Source organism: Spirosoma pollinicola, from assembly GCF_002831565.1.
Taxonomy (GTDB): Bacteria; Bacteroidota; Bacteroidia; order Cytophagales; family Spirosomataceae; genus Spirosoma; species Spirosoma pollinicola.
Window position 1 is genome coordinate 6,290,667 of the sequence record NZ_CP025096.1, and the last position, 18,502, is coordinate 6,309,168.

14 protein-coding genes are annotated in these 18,502 nt (G+C 42.0%); 12 read left to right on the plus strand and 2 right to left on the minus strand.

Annotated features, from left to right (window positions below; translation table 11 throughout):
• Nucleotides 1-13 precede the first annotated feature (13 nt).
• From CWM47_RS26395 to CWM47_RS26445, 11 genes are all read left to right on the plus strand, one after another.
• On the plus strand, nucleotides 14-1,222 hold the full coding sequence (locus CWM47_RS26395; RefSeq protein ID WP_100991484.1) for a hypothetical protein: 1,209 nt from the start codon (nucleotides 14-16) through the stop codon (nucleotides 1,220-1,222).
• A gap of 10 nt (nucleotides 1,223-1,232) precedes the next feature.
• Nucleotides 1,233-1,934 carry a glycosyltransferase family 2 protein gene (locus CWM47_RS26400; RefSeq protein ID WP_100991486.1) on the plus strand — a complete coding sequence of 234 codons (702 nt, stop codon included), beginning with the start codon at nucleotides 1,233-1,235 and terminating at the stop codon, nucleotides 1,932-1,934.
• Nucleotides 1,935-1,958: 24 nt separating this feature from the next.
• Complete coding sequence (locus CWM47_RS26405; protein WP_100991488.1) at nucleotides 1,959-2,867, plus strand: glycosyltransferase family 2 protein; 909 nt, start codon at nucleotides 1,959-1,961, stop codon at nucleotides 2,865-2,867.
• Nucleotides 2,868-2,922: 55 nt separating this feature from the next.
• Nucleotides 2,923-4,389: a right-handed parallel beta-helix repeat-containing protein gene (locus tag CWM47_RS26410; protein WP_100991490.1), complete on the plus strand. Its 1,467-nt coding sequence runs from the start codon at nucleotides 2,923-2,925 to the stop codon at nucleotides 4,387-4,389.
• Between the two features lie 316 nt (nucleotides 4,390-4,705).
• On the plus strand, nucleotides 4,706-6,253 hold the full coding sequence (locus CWM47_RS26415; protein ID WP_100994062.1) for a beta strand repeat-containing protein: 1,548 nt from the start codon (nucleotides 4,706-4,708) through the stop codon (nucleotides 6,251-6,253).
• 85 nt (nucleotides 6,254-6,338) lie between these two features.
• The gene (locus CWM47_RS26420) at nucleotides 6,339-6,791 is read left to right on the plus strand and encodes a T9SS type A sorting domain-containing protein (RefSeq protein WP_240625483.1); all 453 of its coding nucleotides are present in this window, start codon (nucleotides 6,339-6,341) and stop codon (nucleotides 6,789-6,791) included.
• 183 nt (nucleotides 6,792-6,974) lie between these two features.
• A complete protein-coding gene (locus tag CWM47_RS26425) occupies nucleotides 6,975-8,516 on the plus strand; it encodes a capsule assembly Wzi family protein (RefSeq protein WP_100991494.1) in 1,542 nt (513 codons plus the stop codon).
• A 183-nt stretch (nucleotides 8,517-8,699) separates the two neighbouring features.
• Entirely contained in the window at nucleotides 8,700-10,079 is a 1,380-nt protein-coding gene (locus CWM47_RS26430; protein ID WP_100991496.1) for a sugar transferase, read from the plus strand.
• A gap of 39 nt (nucleotides 10,080-10,118) precedes the next feature.
• Nucleotides 10,119-11,639: a capsule assembly Wzi family protein gene (locus CWM47_RS26435; RefSeq protein ID WP_100991498.1), complete on the plus strand. Its 1,521-nt coding sequence runs from the start codon at nucleotides 10,119-10,121 to the stop codon at nucleotides 11,637-11,639.
• A 145-nt stretch (nucleotides 11,640-11,784) separates the two neighbouring features.
• Nucleotides 11,785-13,032, plus strand: coding sequence for a serine hydrolase domain-containing protein (locus CWM47_RS26440; RefSeq protein WP_100991500.1), 1,248 nt, complete (start codon nucleotides 11,785-11,787; stop codon nucleotides 13,030-13,032).
• A gap of 73 nt (nucleotides 13,033-13,105) precedes the next feature.
• On the plus strand, nucleotides 13,106-14,026 hold the full coding sequence (locus tag CWM47_RS26445; RefSeq protein WP_170069453.1) for an alpha/beta hydrolase: 921 nt from the start codon (nucleotides 13,106-13,108) through the stop codon (nucleotides 14,024-14,026).
• Between the two features lie 134 nt (nucleotides 14,027-14,160).
• Here the strand turns inward: CWM47_RS26445 and CWM47_RS26450 are convergent, their stop codons facing one another.
• Together CWM47_RS26450 and CWM47_RS26455 are read right to left on the minus strand one after the other, a co-directional pair.
• Complete coding sequence (locus tag CWM47_RS26450) at nucleotides 14,161-15,066, minus strand: prohibitin family protein (RefSeq protein ID WP_100991502.1); 906 nt, start codon at nucleotides 15,064-15,066, stop codon at nucleotides 14,161-14,163.
• A gap of 312 nt (nucleotides 15,067-15,378) precedes the next feature.
• Nucleotides 15,379-15,819, minus strand: a complete 441-nt coding sequence (locus CWM47_RS26455; RefSeq protein ID WP_100991504.1) for a DUF1573 domain-containing protein — start codon at nucleotides 15,817-15,819, stop codon at nucleotides 15,379-15,381.
• A 242-nt stretch (nucleotides 15,820-16,061) separates the two neighbouring features.
• Between CWM47_RS26455 and CWM47_RS26460 the strand changes: the two genes are divergently transcribed.
• The gene (locus CWM47_RS26460) at nucleotides 16,062-18,467 is read left to right on the plus strand and encodes an alpha-ketoacid dehydrogenase subunit alpha/beta (RefSeq protein ID WP_100991506.1); all 2,406 of its coding nucleotides are present in this window, start codon (nucleotides 16,062-16,064) and stop codon (nucleotides 18,465-18,467) included.
• Nucleotides 18,468-18,502: the final 35 nt, after the last annotated feature.

The window sequence follows — 18,502 nt, forward strand, 5'->3', positions numbered from 1 at the left end:
TTATATCTGATTTATGATAAATATAAAATTTTTAGGGAATCCCTTCTATTGTTACTCTTTGGGTTTCAGCTTTGTATTGTTTGTTTATACATGGAGCTGGTCTTACTTATATCCTAAACTTGATTTAAATATTTTAATATTTATTGTACTAAGCATTCTAATATCCGTAGCTTTAGGTAGAGTTTTTCAGAAAAGATTTAAATACTCAGATATAAAGGTAAGCTCGTATAATTTATTGTTTACATCATTGATTGTGCTAGGATATATTTGCGAGTTTATTTATAATGGCGGTATTCCACTTATTATGATTTTTAGTGGAGAAGCACACTCACATTATGACTTTGGTATTCCCACATTTCATGTGTTTCTTCAAACAGTATCACCTTTTTACACTGTGTACTTATATCATCAGTATGTTAGTAATAAAAATAAGTTGCTTTTATTTTATTTAATAATATTATTTGTTGTAAGTATCTTAGTTGTAAATAGAGGTTCAACATTAATGACACTTATGTCTTGCTTTGTTATTTATAGTCAAAAGAAAGCTTACATTACTTACAGAGCATTTGCCAAACTTACCATATTATTATTCTTTGTGTTTTATATGTTTGGGTTCATTGGTTTTGCTAGATCATTCAAAGACCACGAAGATTACCTTTTTGAGATAGCAGAGGCAAAGGAAGAATTTAGAGATAGCTTCATTCCTGGCGAATATTTTTGGTTTTACTTGTACGCATCTTCCCCATTGGCCAACTTTCAAAATGCAGTTAATGACGCAGTCTATATCAGGTACAATCTATTTACATTTATTGGCAGTGAATTAATACCTGATTTTATAACCAAGAGGATTATTGATCCTAAAGATGATCCAGACAAAAATGAGAGTGGAAAATATCTTATTGCAAGTTTTTTGACAGTTGGTAGTATGTACTATGATCCATTTAGGCGAATGGGATGGGTCGGTGTCATTTTGATATTTTCGACGCTAATGGGTATTATGACCTTATTCTCTTTTTTGATTAAACAGAACAAGCCCTACTTTTCTACGACAGTATCGATACTGTGTACTATAGGTTTATTCAGTACATTTGATAATATGATAAGATTTACAGGTTTAAGCTTTCAGTTAATTTATCCTCTTATTTTCGGATATTTTGGTCGATATTATTTTAGGATAAAAAAAGTGAAATTAGTTCTCCCTAAAATCACTTTAAAATATTGATATCACAAAAATGAGTGTAAGCGTATGCATTGCCACGTACAATGGAGCTGAATTTATTGGGCGTCAGCTTAAATCAATATTGTTACAGTTGGGAGAAGAGGATGAAGTCATTATATCAGATGATAATTCTACTGATAATACGTGGCAAATAATTGAAGGAATAGGAGATTCCAGAGTTAGGATTATCCTGAACAAGGGACGAAAAGGCCCGATCAGTAATTTTGAAAATGCGCTTAAATTTGCAACTAGAGATATTATATTTCTATCAGATCAAGATGATGAGTGGCTATCTAATAAAGTGGGTGATTCTGTTAACATTCTAAAGGAATTTGATTTAGTTTTATCCGATTGCAGAATTGTTAATAAAGATGGTTACGTTGTTCATGAATCTTTTTTTCATATTAGGAATAGTCAGCCGGGGTTCTGGCATAATGTGTACAGAAATTCCTATAACGGGTGCTGCATGGCTTTCAGACGTGAGGTTTTAGACTACGTACTGCCCTTACCTCATTCAATTCATATGCATGACTGGTGGATCGGTTTGTTGGTAGAGGTAAAAGGTAAAGTTTGTTTTTACCCTAAGCCTTTAATAAATTATACACGTCATGGAGGAAATTTATCGCCCACAAGTGAGACTGGTTATGGCCTTTCTGATAGAATTTTAAATCGCATTACATTATTAATTAATATTTCAATTCGCTTATTAAGTTAATGTAATCATAATATTGATTTGTAAATGATTTCTGTCGTTATTCCAACATACAATGCTATTTCTTACTTGCCAAAGTTATTGCAGAAGCTAGGTCAGCAAACATTAGCACATGAATTAATTATAATTGATTCTGGGTCCACTGACGGTACAAAGGAGTTGTTAAATGGTACTAAGGCAACTTTAGTCAATATAGATCAAGCATCATTTAATCATGGATCTACACGAAATCTCGGCTTGAATATTGCTCAAAGAGATATCGTATTGTTTATGACACAAGATGCATTACCTGTCACTTCTAATACATTTGAATTATTAGTAAACATGTTGTGTAGCAGTGATAATATAGCAATGGCTTATGGAAGACAATTACCCTATGCTGAAACAAAAATTTTTGGTAGATTTGCTAGGATGACTAATTATCCTGGAACAAGTTTGATAAAAGATAAATCTTTGATCTCAAAATTGGGCATTAAAACTTGTTCATGCTCTAACTCTTTTGCCGCTTATAAAAAAGATGCTTTAAAATCTGTTGGTGAATTCCCTGACGATACTATACTTGGTGAAGATGTTTCTGTAGCAGCTCGCATGATTCTTAGAGGGCTTTCCATTGCTTATTGTGCAGAAGCTGAAGTATTCCATTCACATGATTATTCGATAACGGAAGAATTTAAGCGATATTTTGATATTGGCGTGTTTCATAACGAACAAAAGGAAGTTTTAAAAGAGTTTTCACAAGCAGAATCTGAAGGAATTAAGTATGTTCGACAAGAAATACAATTTTTAAGAGAGAATGGCCACTCTACACTAATAATGGAACAAGTCATTCGTACTTTAGCCAAATATATTGGTTATCGGCTTGGTCGCTTAGAAGCATATATACCTGTCAATTTAAAGAGTAGAATAAGTATGCATAAATCGTTCTGGTTACGGTAATTTATTTATTGTATGCCTATACTCTTTACTGAACACTATATTAATTAAATAAGCTATGTATAAGGGATTGATTATTAACTTAATTTTATTCAATTTTTCTTTAATTTATTTACCAGTTAGTGGTTTAAATACAAAAGATAATTTTTTTGTATATAATTCTTCTTATCTGAGTTTTTCGGATATTTATTTTAAATTCAATTCAAATGGCCCACCTTTAAAGAAAGCAAATGTATTGCGAATGTCTTTAGAGCAGTTTGGCGCCAAAGGCGATGGCTTGAGTGATGATACGGAGGCCATCAGCAGAGCGTTAAATTCCAATGTGTTAGAAATCTATAACCAAAAGCAGAAGGCACACTATAAAATATCTGATCGAATTGTTATAGACAAGATTAAGCGAAAGAGATTAGTGATAAAAAATGCTAAATTTCTTAATGCGGATATTTCAAAACCATCATTCTATTTTCAAAACTGTTCGAATGTAGAAATTACTGGCGGTGACTTCGGATATGCTACTATGCCAGTTAAAAATGGTGATGGTAGCCAACATGTTATTCAATTCGATGGATGCCAGAACGTGGTGGTAAGGAAAATTCATATAGTTAATTCGCCAGAAATGGGGATTGCCATTACCAATAGTAACAAAGTTACTATACGTGATTCGTTTATTGAGCATACTTTCCGAGATGGGACATACTCACATTACTCAGCAAATGTCAAGTATTTGTATAACAGATATAGATATATTAAGGATGACGCGATGTCATTTCACGATTATGGCATCCCCCAACAGAAGAAACAGTTGTCTAAGTTCGGATATTCTCAGGCAAGCAATTTTGTTGCCCAAGGTAACGTAGTTGAAAATGCTTATCAAGGTCTAGGTTCTATAGGTGCATTTAATGTTTCTATTTTAAATAATAATTTTAAAAACTCTGTAATTGCTGGTATTTCAGTATTTAATGCACAAGACATGTATCCTGGTGGGACGGCTTTAGTTAATAAAGTTAGAATTGAGGGTAATATTATTACAAATTCATGTAATACTTTAAATATTAACGGCCTCGATTTGTCCAATTTTGGGCAAGCTTCTACTGGCAGAGCAGCTATTTGTTTACTTTCTTTAGGTGCAAAAAATCAGCTCAATCAAGGGGAGACTAAGCGTTTGTCAAATATCACTGTATCAGGAAATACTGTAAACCGTTCAGGTGCGAACGGCTTTTTTGCCAACTTGGTAGATAAGTTATACTTAACAAATAACAAGTTTATTAATTGCTCTGGGTCCATTCCAGCACAAAGCCTTAATGGAGATGTAGTTGAGATTTGGAATTGCACAGGGCTTTGGGCAAATTTTAACTCCGTTATCGATTCCCGCTCTAAAATATTACATCAACATGGGTATTCTTTTAACAATGTAGCTGGACAAACAGGAAATTGGAACGTAAAGGGTACTGTTGGTGAAGAGAAATCTTTGGACAAATTGTCAATCTTGAAAATTATTCCCATGAAAAATAGTGCGAAACAGTAAATTTATTGGATATTTGGATGTTAGTGATGAATATTTAGTTATCAATTAAAGCGTTATATTAACTAGTTGTGGCATTATTTTTGCTTCTTCCACGATTGTAACGTTATTATATATTCATTACGGTTAAGATTTAGAAAAAAACTTAAGATAAACCATCATTCTTTTATATGTCATGAAACACATTCTACAACTTATCTTGTGTCTTGCTTTACCTTTCCAGTTACTGGCACAAACAAACTATGTGGCTTCTACACCATCTTCAGCAACTCCCGGTTCCGACAATACCTTGGTTGGGGTGGGTGCCGGCAATCTTAATATGAGTGGTGCCAGTAATCTGTTTATTGGTCGAGGCACTGGTATATTGAATATGGCTGGTACTCAAAATGCTTTTCTTGGTGCCTCTGCAGGTAGCAAGAATAGTTCTGGGCAGAATAATTCATTTTTAGGATACAGTGCAGGTTTTGGTAACACAACTGGTAATAATAATACATTTCTTGGGTCGAATGCTGGTTATACAAACGGCAGTGGCTATAACAATGCTTTTGCTGGATACAATGCGGGATATTTCAATACGCAGGGAAATTATAACGCATTCTTTGGTAGCGGAGCTGGTTACGCCAATACACTAGGTAGTAATAATACATTCTTGGGCTCAGACGCTGGAAGTGCCAATACAACTGGAGCTGGTAATACCTATTTAGGTTCTTTGGCTGGTGCTTCAGGAAGTAGTGCTGTCCAAAACACATTTATAGGTGCAAATACGGGTGTTAGTAATACTGCTCCCGGAAATACTTTTATTGGTGCTGATGCTGGAAAGAATAATCAATCTGGAGGATACAACGTGTTTATTGGCTTGTCCACTGGTTTAAATAACACAACAGGTTTAGGTAATTTATTTTTAGGACAGCAAGCAGGAGTAAGTAACAGAACAGGAAATTATAACCTTTTTATGGGGAATAGCTCTGGCAGTTCTCTAATTTCAGGAATAGGTAATACAGCTATTGGAGATGGTTCAAGTTTACGTACAACTAATGGAGACCGTAACACTAGCATTGGTCAATATGCTGGAATAGACAATTTTACCGGTTCGTATAATCTATTTATTGGATATGGTGCAAACGTAGTTGGTGGGTCTAGTAATTTGACAAATGCTGGAGCTATCGGAGCTAACGCACAGGTAGCTATTTCTAATGCTATCGTTTTAGGCAATAGTGCCAATATCGGTATTGGTACATCGGCCCCCGCTGCTAAACTAGAGCTTGTATCAAGTACGACTGGTACATCGGGCTTGCGTTTGACGAACTTGACAAGTGCTGCCAGTACAACTGCTACATCGAGTAAATTCCTGACAGTGAACGCAAGTGGTGATGTTATTCTGGCGACAGTTGCTGCGGGTAGTGGTCGCGTCGCTGCTTCCGAAGCGGATGCCTTATGGTCAAGTGATGGAAATAACCTTCAAAATACAAACGTGGGCGGAGTTGTAATAGGACCCGGTGTTAGTAAAACGCCAGCCGGATATCGTCTATACGTGGCTGATGGAGTATTAACAGAGAAAGTAAAAGTTGCTGTGAAAAGTACGGATGATTGGTCTGACCGTGTGTTTGAACAAGGCTACAAGCTCCGTGGTCTGCGTCAGGTAGAAAAATATATCAATCAGGAAAAGCACCTGCCAGGCGTTCCGTCAGCCGAAGAAGTCGTTAAAGAAGGTGTCGACGTTGGCAAGATGCAGGCCAAACTGCTTGAAAAGGTGGAAGAACTAACTCTGTACGTTATCGAATTGAAAAAAGAGAATGACATATTAAAACAGAAAAGCACTCGGCTGGAGCAACGGATGAACAAACTACAGGCTAAAACACGCAAGTAATATGAGACTCCTACTAACTCTAACGGGATGTTGTCTATCCTTACTGACATTTGCGCAGACGACTCCGCAATCATTGCGAATTCAATTGAACTACGAAAAATCAGGTCAGTACCTGGAACAAGCTGTAGAAACGATAGAAGCTGTAAACACAGTAGGTACAACTAGTACTGTTGCTTATCAGGCTGGTCGTTCGATTACAATGCTGCCCGGTTTTAACGCTAAAAGTGGTAGCTTATTCACTGCTGATATTAAACCAGTTGTTAGTAAAACATCCGAAGTTTCGCTGCAGTTGAAAGCCTATCCTAATCCTTTTCAACAGTCTACTACGATTGATTATTATCTACCCGCAGATGGTAGTGTAACTTTGTTGATCACAGATGCACAGGGGAAAGTTATTAGTCAACTTATCCAGAATGAAAGTCAATCGGCCGGAAAGCATCAAATAGAGTGGCAACCAACAGCCGCAAATGCCGGTGTTTATATTCCTATTATTGAATCTAATAAACAGAAAGCCGTTGGCCGCTTAGTTAAAAATTAAATTTTATTGGTAACAAAAAATGTACCAAAAAGAGACCCGTTCCTGACAAACGGGTCTCTTTTTTATTTAAGCTTCATTAGTTTTGCACGACCATAGTCTCAAAAAGTAAGGTAACTTATACTAAAGAGAAGTACAGGACCTTATATAAGTACCCTCTTTCACCCACATTCTAATCGACAGTCAATGCATCCTTGCGCAAAGTCAAGCTTGTTGTACGTATTCTCCTTTTTGATCATTGTTTCATTTACTATACAGGCACAACCTATTCGTAAGCCTACTCAATACACTGCTGAAATAGGAACCTACCTGTCTTCGTCGACTGAAACGCCATTCTGGTTACGGACAAATCAGTATGGCATTGTCTCGAATCAATCGCCTTCAGCAACTTTCCGCGCTGGTTTGTATAGCGATTATGATACGGCTCGACACAGTACCGGGCGATGGCGTAACTCAAAATATGATCTGGGATATGGACTTAATGTTGTTGCCAATGCCAATCAGAACCACCTGCCTTATGAGCGGCAGGTGTTGCTTCCCGAAGCATACGTAAAAGTAAGAAGAGGTATTTTCGAAGTTTACATCGGAAGACGACGGGAGAAGTTCGGTTTGGCCGATTCAACATTATCGACGGGTTCATATGCCTGGTCGGGCAATGCAATGCCAATTCCCAAATTTCAAATTTCAATTCCCAGTTTCACGCCAATAGGTTTTACAAAAGGCTGGTTAGCTGTTCAGGGAACATTTGCACACGGCTATATGGATGCGAACGGGTATATAAAAAACTCCATGCTGCATCAAAAATCACTCTACTTTCGTTTTGGCCGAACGCAGGATGTTGTGCGGGTATATGGCGGGTTAAACCATCAGGCCGTATGGGGGGGGAAGATTGCCGATCCTGCCAATATACCGCCTTCTATTCAGGCTAATGGTAAGTTACCATCAGGCCTGATGAATTATTTTTATGTTGTATCGACTCTATATCCTAAACAGACAGATACCAGCCAATATAATTATTTTGATTTGACTAACCGGGTTGGGAATCATCTTGGATCGGTAGACGTGGCAATCGAGATTGACCTGGTACGAAACACGTTGTATTTCTATCGCCAGAGTATCTATGAAGACGGGTCGCTATTCTACCTGATTAATATTGCTGATGGCCTGAACGGCATGCGAATTCGGAGAAATGCGCCTAACGCTATCGTGCGTGACATTTTATTTGAATTTTTAAATACGACCAGCCAGGGTGGACCCGAATTTATAATTGATGATCCAGGCAAGCGGGGGAAAGATGATTATTTTAATCATCAGCAATTCCGTGACGGATGGGCGTATCGGCAGCACACAATCGGTACACCCTTTATTCCGCCCGCTCTGGGTCCTAATGATCAATATCCTAGTGGCACATTCACGGCAAACAATCGGGTTTATGTCTTTCATACAGGACTGGCAGGAAGTTTACCTATGCGGTGGCGGGTGTTGGCAAACCCTATAACCTATCAGGTGAAACTATCGTACAGCCGAAATTTTGGTACCTATAACCAACCTTTTGAATCTGTTCGAAATCAATTTTCGGCTTATGCTTCAGTTGCTGCGCCTGTTAATGTTTTAGGGGGTATTCAACTTACAGGGAGTCTGGCTGTGGATGCCGGGAAACTTTACCCAAACAGTGTTGGTACATTTATCAGTATACGAAAGTCGTGGCAAACAAATGAGGTGAAGTAAAGCAACCGATCAGTAAAATAAGTAAATAGGATTTTTACGAGATGGTATTTCTAGTTAATTTGCCACTTGATTTGGTAAACCGTACGATAATATTCATGTAGACTCATCAACTCTATGCTCTACTTTAGCGTACTATGAGTTGACAGTCGTATGGTCAATCATTGATCGGTAAATTTTAGAGGAATGAGGCATCGCTATTCCATATTGTTTTTTCCGCTTCATGTAATCGTTGATTTCCTGAGCTTGAACACCGCTTTTGTTGGAGCTTATTTTATAAAATTTCAACAACTTGAAGCCGTTTTTCAACCACCTTATACATCTCTGTGGGTGCTGTTCAACGTAGTTTGGCTGGCAGAGATCCTGGTGCTTAAGCCCTATATATATCCTCGTCAGTTATTTAAAGCTTACCATTTAATAAAAAAATTATTAATTCTGATGGCTATTCATATAGCTATCATTTCCGTTTATTGGGTAGCTGTTAAAGGATATTATTATTCTCGAGAGCATCTATTTATAACGTATATCCTATTTACAGGGTTGGCCGCAGCCTTTCGGATTGGAAGTGTACTGTTTTTGCAGGAATACAGGGCTCGAGGGTATAATAACAGGCGCTACGTGATTGTTGGATACGGTAAGCTGGCTGCGTCAATTCAGAGTTTCTACGATACACATCCAGAAATGGGCTTTCGATTCCACGGTTATTTTGATCAACCCTCCGCTGACAATAAAGGGATACTTAGAGGAGGATACGATGATCTGTATGCCTGCATAGAATCGGATGGTATAGACTGTGTTTATTGTTGCATGCCCTATATTGATAATGGCCGCATGAAAACTATTGTTGAAAACGCAGAAAATGTTGATTATCAAGTGAAATTATTAGTTGATTTTAGAGGATTTCTAGCTCGGGGAGCTTCTGTTGAATACCATGATTTTTTGCCTGTATTAAGTCTGTCGTCACAAATGTTAGCTGACTTTCAGGTTAATACACTAAAGCGATCGTTCGATATCCTGTTTTCTATGGCGGCTCTGGGATTAGGACTACCTTTATTTCTCATTCTTGCCGCTATAACACGGTTTACATCGAAAGGGCCAATTTTTTATGCGCAGGAGCGGATTGGACAGGAGGGCAAGCCTTTTAAGATATACAAGTTCCGGAGTATGTATGTAAACTCTGAGAAGTCAGGACCCGTGTTGTCTGGCGGTCTGCTCGACGCAAGGATTACGCCTTGGGGGCGGTTTATGCGGAGTACCCGGCTTGACGAAGTTCCGCAATTCTACAATGTTTTAATTGGCGATATGTCGGTTGTAGGTCCTCGGCCAGAACGTCAGTACTTTATTGATCAAATTGTTGAGATCGCACCGGAGTATCGTTCTTTGTTAAAAGTAAAGCCTGGTATTACCTCAATCGGTCAGATTAAATACGGGTATGCCGCCAATATTGATGAAATGGTTCAGCGCTTACGATATGATCTTCTTTACCCAAAACGGCGGTCATTCTTATTCGATATGTGGATCATTGCCCAAACGCTGCGGGTGATGGCCCAGGGCCGCGGCAAGTAATTGCTGGTATATACTCAACGGAATAATCGGCCTCTTTCTATGCTATTTAGGATACTGACGATTTGTTATGGATTAATTATTCTTAACGGTAGTTCATTGGTTTATGGACAACGTGTTAACCAATACCAGCTTGAAGTAGGGGCGTTGGGAGCCTCAGATCAAACCCCTTTTTGGTTAAGAGCTAACCAATATGGCATTGTTCCTCTTACTAATCCGGCAGTACGGTTAAATGCTGCACTTCATTCGGATTATAAACCAACTGACAGTACAGGCCGTCGATCAAAAATAGACTGGGGGTACGGTCTCAATGTTGTTGGAAACATAGGAAAAACTAATCAGTTTCTCGTTCCCGAGGCATATTTGAAAGGACGAATAGGTGCGTTTGAACTCTATGCCGGACGTCGAAAAGAGATTATTGGTCTTGTTGATACGCTTTTGACAAGCGGTTCTTATATATGGTCCGGTAATACTCTGCCATTTCCCAAAATCCAATTGGCGTTGCCTGCTTTTACACCCATCCCATTTACGGCAGGAGTATTGTCTGTTATGGGTACATTCTCGCACGGGTGGTTTGAAAATGCCGACCGTTTAGTAAAGGGCTCATATCTTCATCAATCGTCATTTTATGGGCGATTTGGGAAGCCATCATGGCGAGTACGCTTATATGGTGGTTTCAACCACCAGGTCATGTGGGCTGGATACTCTGATTATTTAGACAACTCAGTATCTGCAAATGGGAAATTACCCTCAAATATCAAATATTTTCCTGCTGTTGTACTCGGTACACGTAATCCGTTTCCTGCTGATCAGAGTATTCAGACAATCACTCATTTTGAAGAGAATCGAATTGGTAATCACTTAGGATCAATTGATTTTGCACTTGAGATCAAGCTGAACCACTGGAATTTGTTTGGATACCGGCAATTCCTGTATGATGATGGTTCGCTGTTTTATGGGACGAATCTGGTAGATGGACTAAACGGATTACGGATACGGAATAGCGATCAACCCACAGGGGCTGCTTTTTTTCTGAAACAACTAACATTTGAGTATTTATTTACAGGAAGCCAGGGCGGAGATTTGTTTATTCTTGACGATCCACAACGTCGAGGTCGTGATGATTACTTTAATAATAGTCAATATGTTGATGGATGGACATACTTTGGCCGAACAATAGGAACGCCATTTCTGACACCCCAGCAAGAAGTAAGTTCGGCATTGCCACCCCGCTATGGGATAGCTAACAACCGGGTCAGCCTTTTTCACCTTGGCATTAGTGCGCTGATCGCTAACAAAGTGGATATAATCGCCAAGCTGTCTTACAGCAAAAATGCCGGAACATATCCTATTCCCTATCTGACTGTTCCAACCCAATTTTCAGGTTTACTAACCGCATCAATTCCTGTTGGAATATTGGGAGGAACCGTGTTGAACGGATCATTCGCCGTTGATTCAGGTAAACTACTGCCCAATAGCGTAGGGGGGTATATAAGTTTGCGTAAAACGGGCGTTCTTGGTACTCATCGGCGAGCATTAGTTTCCCCTCGCCGGGGGTTTTGACAAAATTTTATAGGCGCTTAGGCAGCCCGCTGACGAACTTTCATGCGTTTTTAACTGCTGCAAGGGCGGTGTATGGTAAGCAAGCGTTACTTTTGTCAAAACTTTGTTTAATAATATAGTTACTACAACGAATAAGTGGGGTTGAATGGGGAGAATGAATAAATTCTGGAGTTGGGTTAGCGTTTTAGTACTGGTAGGAATAGGCGTATCCTGTGGGCAGGACCAGAAAAACCTGAATCAGTCGGCGCGGGCATTGCGTAGCTGCGCTGATGAACAGAAATTAACGGCCACAGAACAAACAACCGTCCGGCAGCAGATCAACGCGGATGAGAAAACCCGAAAGATCGAAGAAATATTCCGGCAGAAAGTTCGGGGTGGCCTGAATGGTAATGTGCTGGTGGCTCAAAAAGGCATGGTTTTATACAAGAAATGCTTTGGTTTGGGCCATTTTGAACGTAGCCAGCGTGACTCACTATTTGAGGATTCAAAGTTCCAGCTAGCGTCTTTATCCAAGACCTTCACAGCCGTTGGCACGTTAAAGCTGATTGAAGCGGGCAAAATCAAGTTCGAGGATACAATTCAACGATTTTACCCTGACTTCCCGTATCACGGCATCACCATTCGGGAGTTACTGAGCCACCGCAGCGGCTTGCCAAATTATCAGTACGCCTTCGATGACAGCATGAAGGTAAATTTCTACAAAAAAGAAAAACCCTACCCGTCAAACGCCACCATTATGCACTGGTTTGCGACAGTCAAACCAACTCCCAAGCCGTATAACATTCCGGGCCGGGGATTCAGCTATAGCAACACTAATTACATGGTGTTGGCCTCGATCATTGAGAAGGCGACCGGCCAGAGCTACGAAGCGTTCATTCAGAAAAATATTTTTGAGCCGCTGGGTATGCACCAGACTTTTGTGGCGACAACAAAAAATGATTCTATTAACCACCATCGAACGGCAGGATACCAATGGAATAGACGTATTCCCAAAGATTATTACGATGATGTTGTTGGTGATAAAGGTATTTATTCAACTACAGGCGATTTGTTTCGATGGTACCGCGCTCTGAACGGAGACTGTTTACTGCCGAAGAAGATGCTCGCTGAAGCATTTGTGCCGCGTAGTTTTGAAAAGAAAGGAGCTAAAAATTATGGTTACGGTTTCCGAATGATGCTAAACGATACCAATCAACCCGAATATATTTACCATTCGGGCTGGTGGAAGGGATACAATACCATGTTCTGGTTCAGTCCTAAAGATGAATACGTTATTATAATCCTCGGGAACCGCTACAACACAACCGTTTACCAGGTTAAAGAGCTCATTGAGATACTGCATGGTGGAGCGAATAGCAAAGTAGCGTCCGAAGAAAGCGAAGTGGAAATATGAGTAGAGCCGACCGGAAGGTCGGCTTTTTCTGTTTTTGACCTATTAACGTTGCTCGTAGAGCTATCAATCCTTCATGCGCTTCTTATTGCTTAGTATGCTATTTGCCACTGTATTGCCTCAACTTGCTTTCTCGCAGGAGGTCATTAAGCTCTGGCCCGATGGGGCTATTCCCAATGCTATCCCGGGAGCGCAGATTACGGAAAAATCCGAAACGGATGCGAACGGTATTTTACGGATCAGTAACGTTTCTATTCCTACCATTACGGCCTATTTACCTGCCAAAGACAAGGCTACCGGAGCGGCTGTTATGATCTGCCCCGGTGGCGGCTATGGAATTCTGGCTGCCAGTCACGAAGGTTCCGATGTAGCCCGTTGGTTCAACGAAATGGGCGTAGCGGCATTCGTGCTTAAATACCGGTTGCCTAACCCAGCTATTATGACGAATCAGCAGGAGGTGCCGCTTATGGATGCCATGCAGGGTATGACGATTATCCGGCAAAATGCGGCTCGGTATGGCATTGCGCCAAACAAGATTGGCGTTATGGGCTTCTCGGCGGGTGGTCACCTAGCTTCTACACTTGCCACACATTACAATAAAGATCCTAAGGCCAGTGAACAGGTCAAGCCAAATTTTGCTATCCTGCTCTATCCCGTCGTTACGTTCGGTGAGAAAGCGCATGCGGGTTCACGGACTAATTTGTTGGGGAAATTGGCTTCATCGCCAGACATGATCGCTTATTATTCTAACGAATTGCAGGTGACTGCCCAAACACCCCCCACGTTTCTGGTACATGCCGAAGATGATAAAGCTGTTCCGGTTGAAAACAGCATCAACTTTTATTTGGCTTGCCTGAAGAATAATATTCCTGCCGAAATGCACTTGTACCCAACAGGTGGGCATGGTTTCGGTATGCGAACTGCTAAGTTCGGTTCTCTTAATACCTGGCCTGAAGCCTGCAAAGCCTGGCTGATGAATCTGAACGGAGGGAAATAAAAACAAATTAACCACAGAGGCACAGAGGTTTAACGGGGTACTTTCTTGCCCATGAAACCGCTATGCCTCTATGGTTAAATTTAATTTCGCTGATGTGAAGCTCTCTAGATCAATACCTTAAAAAAGCCAGATTCTTACTTGTCACTCAGGATCATAGGCACATTGCCACGGGCACCCATGATGACGATTTTGGCATTTGGCGATGCTGCCAGTTCGCGTTGGGCTTTGATTTGCTCGTACTGCAACTGTTTGTCGCTCAAGCCCGTAGAGATGATTTTTTGATAATCGGCGATACCCTGGGCTTCTACCCGCTTCCGCTCGGCTTCCTGTTTTTCTTTTTGCAGAACAAACTGCATCTTCTGAGCGTCCTGTTCGGCATTGATCTTCGACTCAATAGACTTCTTAACGGATACAGGCAGGTCAATATTCCGAATCAGCAACTGCTCCAGCATAAGCCCTCTTTTCTGAAAATCGGCTTCTATGGTCTTGTAAATACGCGCCTGAAATTCGTCACGCCGGGTTGAGTATAAGGCAACTGCGTCGTAATAAACAGCATTATCACGAATACGAGTACGAGTAATCGGGCGAACAACTTTGTCGGTGTAATCTGTACCGATTTGGCTGTAAATTTTTGGCGCATCGGCGGCTACAACTCGATACAAAACGGTCAGGTCAATAACTACTTCCAACCCATCGGCTGTAAGCACGCGAATGGCATCATCGCCCTCTTTCTGACCTTCATCATGTGAAGCCGACATGGTGTAGTTCTGGGTCTGCAAATTAAACTCTGTGACTGTTGCCAGTGGGTTCACGAAGTTCAGTCCAGAATTCAGCGTACGGTCGCTGACATTACCAAACAATGAGATTACACCCACCTGCCCGGCGTCGATTTGCCGTATGCTTGAGGTTAGGAAACCAAGTACAATTAAAATTACGCCCACTACTTTGGCGGGACGCGAAAAACGTGAAAACGTTAGGGCAGGGGTATTGATGGCAAATCCGGCGACAAGCACCAAAAGGCCAAGAACAATAAAAAACATAATTCAGGTGGGTGTTAGCTGATAACCTGCGTGAAAACGCGAGGGCATAGCTGGTGAAAATGATACATAAAAAATGAAGGTGATACCGAAAGCCCTGGCTAGTGGTGTTGGGGCGGAGTCATAGCGAGATGGGTCAAAAGACAAACCAAAAGTAGATGATTATCAACTCATAAAGAAATGGTATTGGAAGAGCGGGTACGGGGTTTGTCAGTCGGTTGCCGGGTAGGATGATGGAAAAGTAAGGACATAAAAAAAGGCATCCGGTAAACTACCAGATGCCTTTCTCGAACACACTATTAACCCTTCAGTGAACTAGCGTGAAGTTTTCTTCTTTTCTTTTGTAACAGGAGCAGCAGCGGGAGCAGCAGCCGTTGCGGCAGCAGCAGTAACTACTTCACCTTTCAGATACAATACAGCCTGGCCAGCCTCAGCATTGCTGGTAACTGTTACCGATTTGTTGAACGGACCGGCAGCAGCAGCGTTATACGTTGCCGAGATGGAACCGGTCTTTCCTGGCATGATTGGCTCACGCGAGAAACTTGGTTTTGTGCAACCGCAGGAAGCCTGCGCGTCATTAATGACAATTGGGTCTGTACCCGTATTTTTGAACTCAAATACATGGGTTACAGGTTTGCCCTGCTCAACTTTGCCGAAGTCGTGGGTTTCCTGCGTAAATTTCAGAACTCCCTTCTGGGCATAACTAACGGCAACCATCAGGAATAAAGCTACAAAAAGCGAAAAAGACTTTTTCATCGGACTAAACAGAATTATGGTTTGGTTTTTAAAATACTAAGCCTTGCGAACTTAAACTACAGCAAACAGTTTGCCAAATCATTATAGTTTTCATTCGGTCAACAAATAAACTCAAAAAATCGTTTTTTTGAAAGCTGACTCGTTTTATCTTACTTTTACTTTCGCTTGGTAATCGATAGTTCCGGTGCCAGCTACTTCATCAATAAATTGATTGTAGGACTGTTTCAATCTGTAGCTCTGTTGTGATAGCAAACGAACAACTCCGCTCGACTGATATTTTAAGTCGTGAAAAAATCTTATCGGATTACCGTCTGGCTTGCGAAAGTCGACAGGTAAGCCTGTTGGGTCGGCGTGACGTGATGGGTGGTAGAGCTAAGTTCGGCATATTCGGTGATGGCAAAGAACTTGCGCAATTAGCCGCTGCCAGTGCTTTTGATCGGGGTGATTTCCGTTCGGGCTATTACCGCGACCAAACGTTTGTGGCAGCTTTAGGTGAGCTTCGGTGGTCGGAGTTCTTCGCCCAACTCTATGCCCATACCGATCTGGAGGCCGAACCTAATACCGCCGGTCGATCCATGAACGGCCATTTCGCCACTCGCTGGCTCGATGAAAAAGGCCTGTGGCGTAATCAGACTGAACTTTATAACTCTGTTTGTGATATTGCACCCACGGCGGGGCAGATTCCGCGGGCGCTTGGACTTGCTTACGCATCCAAACTATTTCGGAATAACCCCGGCCTGAGTGAATTAACTAATTTTTCGCGTCACGGCAACGAGATCGTTTTTGCTACCATTGGCGACGCGTCAACTTCGCAGGGAATGTTCTGGGAGGCTATGAATGCCGCTGGTGTATTGCAGGTGCCTCTACTGATGTCTGTTTGGGACGATGGCTATGGTATCTCTGTGCCGGTCGAGTACCAGACCGTTAAGGGGAGCATATCGAAGGCATTGGCTGGTTTTCAACGCGACGGCGATGACAAAGGGATGGAAATCTTTACCGTAAAAGGTTGGGACTATGCCGCTTTGCTGGAAACCTATCAGCAAGCCGCTCACATTTGCCGTACGCAACACGTACCCGTACTGGTGCATGTGCAGGAACTTACCCAACCACAGGGACATTCATCATCGGGTTCGCACGAACGCTATAAATCAAAACAACGCCTGACGTGGGAAGCAGAACACGACTGTAATCTGGTGTTCCGTCAGTGGATTTTAGAGAATGGGTATGCCAGCAGCGATGAACTGGAAGGCATTGAAAGTGAAGCGAAACAAGCCGCTAAACAAGCTCGCGTTATTGCCTGGAATGCGTTTCAGGCATCTATGAAAGGCGATTTTGATGAGGTGCTTGACTTGCTTCAGCAAACCGCTCGCCATAATGCCAAAGCGGCCGAGTTGATGGCCATTCGGGAAGAACTTCGCAAGACATTCTCACCGGTGCGTCGGGATGCCGTATCGGCCGTTCGAAAAGCGTTGCGGTTACTGCGGACAGATTCCGGAGCAGGCCGCCAACGCCTGAAAGCCTGGCTCGAACGATCGGAAGTCGAAAACGACGACCGCTTCAGCTCCTACTTATATAGCCAATCGCCTGATTCGCCTATGTTGGTTGAGGGTGTACCCGCCCAGTATAGCGACGATAGTCCGGTACTTGACGGCTATTTATTACTCCAGCATTATTTCGAAAGCCTGTTCACCCGTGATTCGCGTGTGGTAGCTTTGGGTGAAGACGTAGGGCAGATTGGGGATGTAAACCAGGGCTTTGCCGGTTTGCAGGAGAAATTCGGCGAAATACGCATTACGGATACCGGCATTCGCGAAACGACGATTATTGGTCAGGGTATTGGTATGGCTATGCGCGGCCTTCGCCCTATTGTCGAGATTCAGTATTTCGATTACGTCTACTATACATTAGCCACGCTGACCGACGATCTGGCGACCTTGCAGTATCGCACGAAAGGAGGCCAGAAGGCTCCCCTTATTGTGCGCACCCGTGGGCATCGGCTGGAAGGTATCTGGCATTCGGGTTCGCCAATGGGCACTATGCTCAGTAGTTTGCGTGGGCTTCATATTCTGGTACCGCGTAACATGACACAGGCGACCGGTTTCTACAATACGCTGATTAAGGGCGATGATCCCGCTTTATTAATCGAATCGCTGAACGGGTATCGGTTAAAAGAGACATTACCGGCAAATCTGGATGAGTTTTGCGTACCGCTGGGTGTGCCCGAAATCCTGCGTGCAGGTTCCGATGTGACCGTAATAACCTACGGATCTATGTGTCGGATTGTGCTCGATGCGGCTAATCAACTAGCAGCAATGGGTATTAATATCGAAGTGATTGACGTGCAGACCCTGTTGCCCTTCGATGTACACCAGATGATTGTCGAATCCATCAAAAAGACCAATCGGGTATTGTTCGCCGATGAAGATGTACCCGGTGGTGCATCGGCCTATATGATGCAGCAGGTTGTTGAAGGTCAGAATGCCTATCGATATCTGGATTCAGCCCCGGCAACCTTGTCGGCCAAAGCGCACAGACCGTCTTATGGCTCCGATGGGGACTATTTCTCAAAGCCAAATGTTGACGACGTAATTGAGACCGTCTATGCCATCATGAGCGAAGCCGAACCAGAGCGGTTTCCTGCAATTTAATTTTGAATGAGGGAATGCTAGAATGAGTGAATTTC

Excerpts from the sequence above, each read along its gene's own strand:
- CWM47_RS26415 (WP_100994062.1), top strand. The coding sequence starts at position 4,706 with ATGAGTGGTGCCAGTAATCTGTTTATTGGTCGAGGCACTGGTATATTG.
- CWM47_RS26455 (WP_100991504.1), bottom strand. The coding sequence starts at position 15,819 with ATGAAAAAGTCTTTTTCGCTTTTTGTAGCTTTATTCCTGATGGTTGCC.
- CWM47_RS26435 (WP_100991498.1), top strand. The coding sequence starts at position 10,119 with ATGCTATTTAGGATACTGACGATTTGTTATGGATTAATTATTCTTAAC.
- CWM47_RS26425 (WP_100991494.1), top strand. The coding sequence starts at position 6,975 with ATGCATCCTTGCGCAAAGTCAAGCTTGTTGTACGTATTCTCCTTTTTG.
- CWM47_RS26445 (WP_170069453.1), top strand. The coding sequence starts at position 13,106 with ATGCGCTTCTTATTGCTTAGTATGCTATTTGCCACTGTATTGCCTCAA.
- CWM47_RS26450 (WP_100991502.1), bottom strand. The coding sequence starts at position 15,066 with ATGTTTTTTATTGTTCTTGGCCTTTTGGTGCTTGTCGCCGGATTTGCC.
- CWM47_RS26410 (WP_100991490.1), top strand. The coding sequence starts at position 2,923 with ATGTATAAGGGATTGATTATTAACTTAATTTTATTCAATTTTTCTTTA.
- CWM47_RS26395 (WP_100991484.1), top strand. The coding sequence starts at position 14 with ATGATAAATATAAAATTTTTAGGGAATCCCTTCTATTGTTACTCTTTG.
- CWM47_RS26440 (WP_100991500.1), top strand. The coding sequence starts at position 11,785 with ATGGGGAGAATGAATAAATTCTGGAGTTGGGTTAGCGTTTTAGTACTG.
- CWM47_RS26400 (WP_100991486.1), top strand. The coding sequence starts at position 1,233 with ATGAGTGTAAGCGTATGCATTGCCACGTACAATGGAGCTGAATTTATT.
- CWM47_RS26405 (WP_100991488.1), top strand. The coding sequence starts at position 1,959 with ATGATTTCTGTCGTTATTCCAACATACAATGCTATTTCTTACTTGCCA.
- CWM47_RS26430 (WP_100991496.1), top strand. The coding sequence starts at position 8,700 with ATGAGGCATCGCTATTCCATATTGTTTTTTCCGCTTCATGTAATCGTT.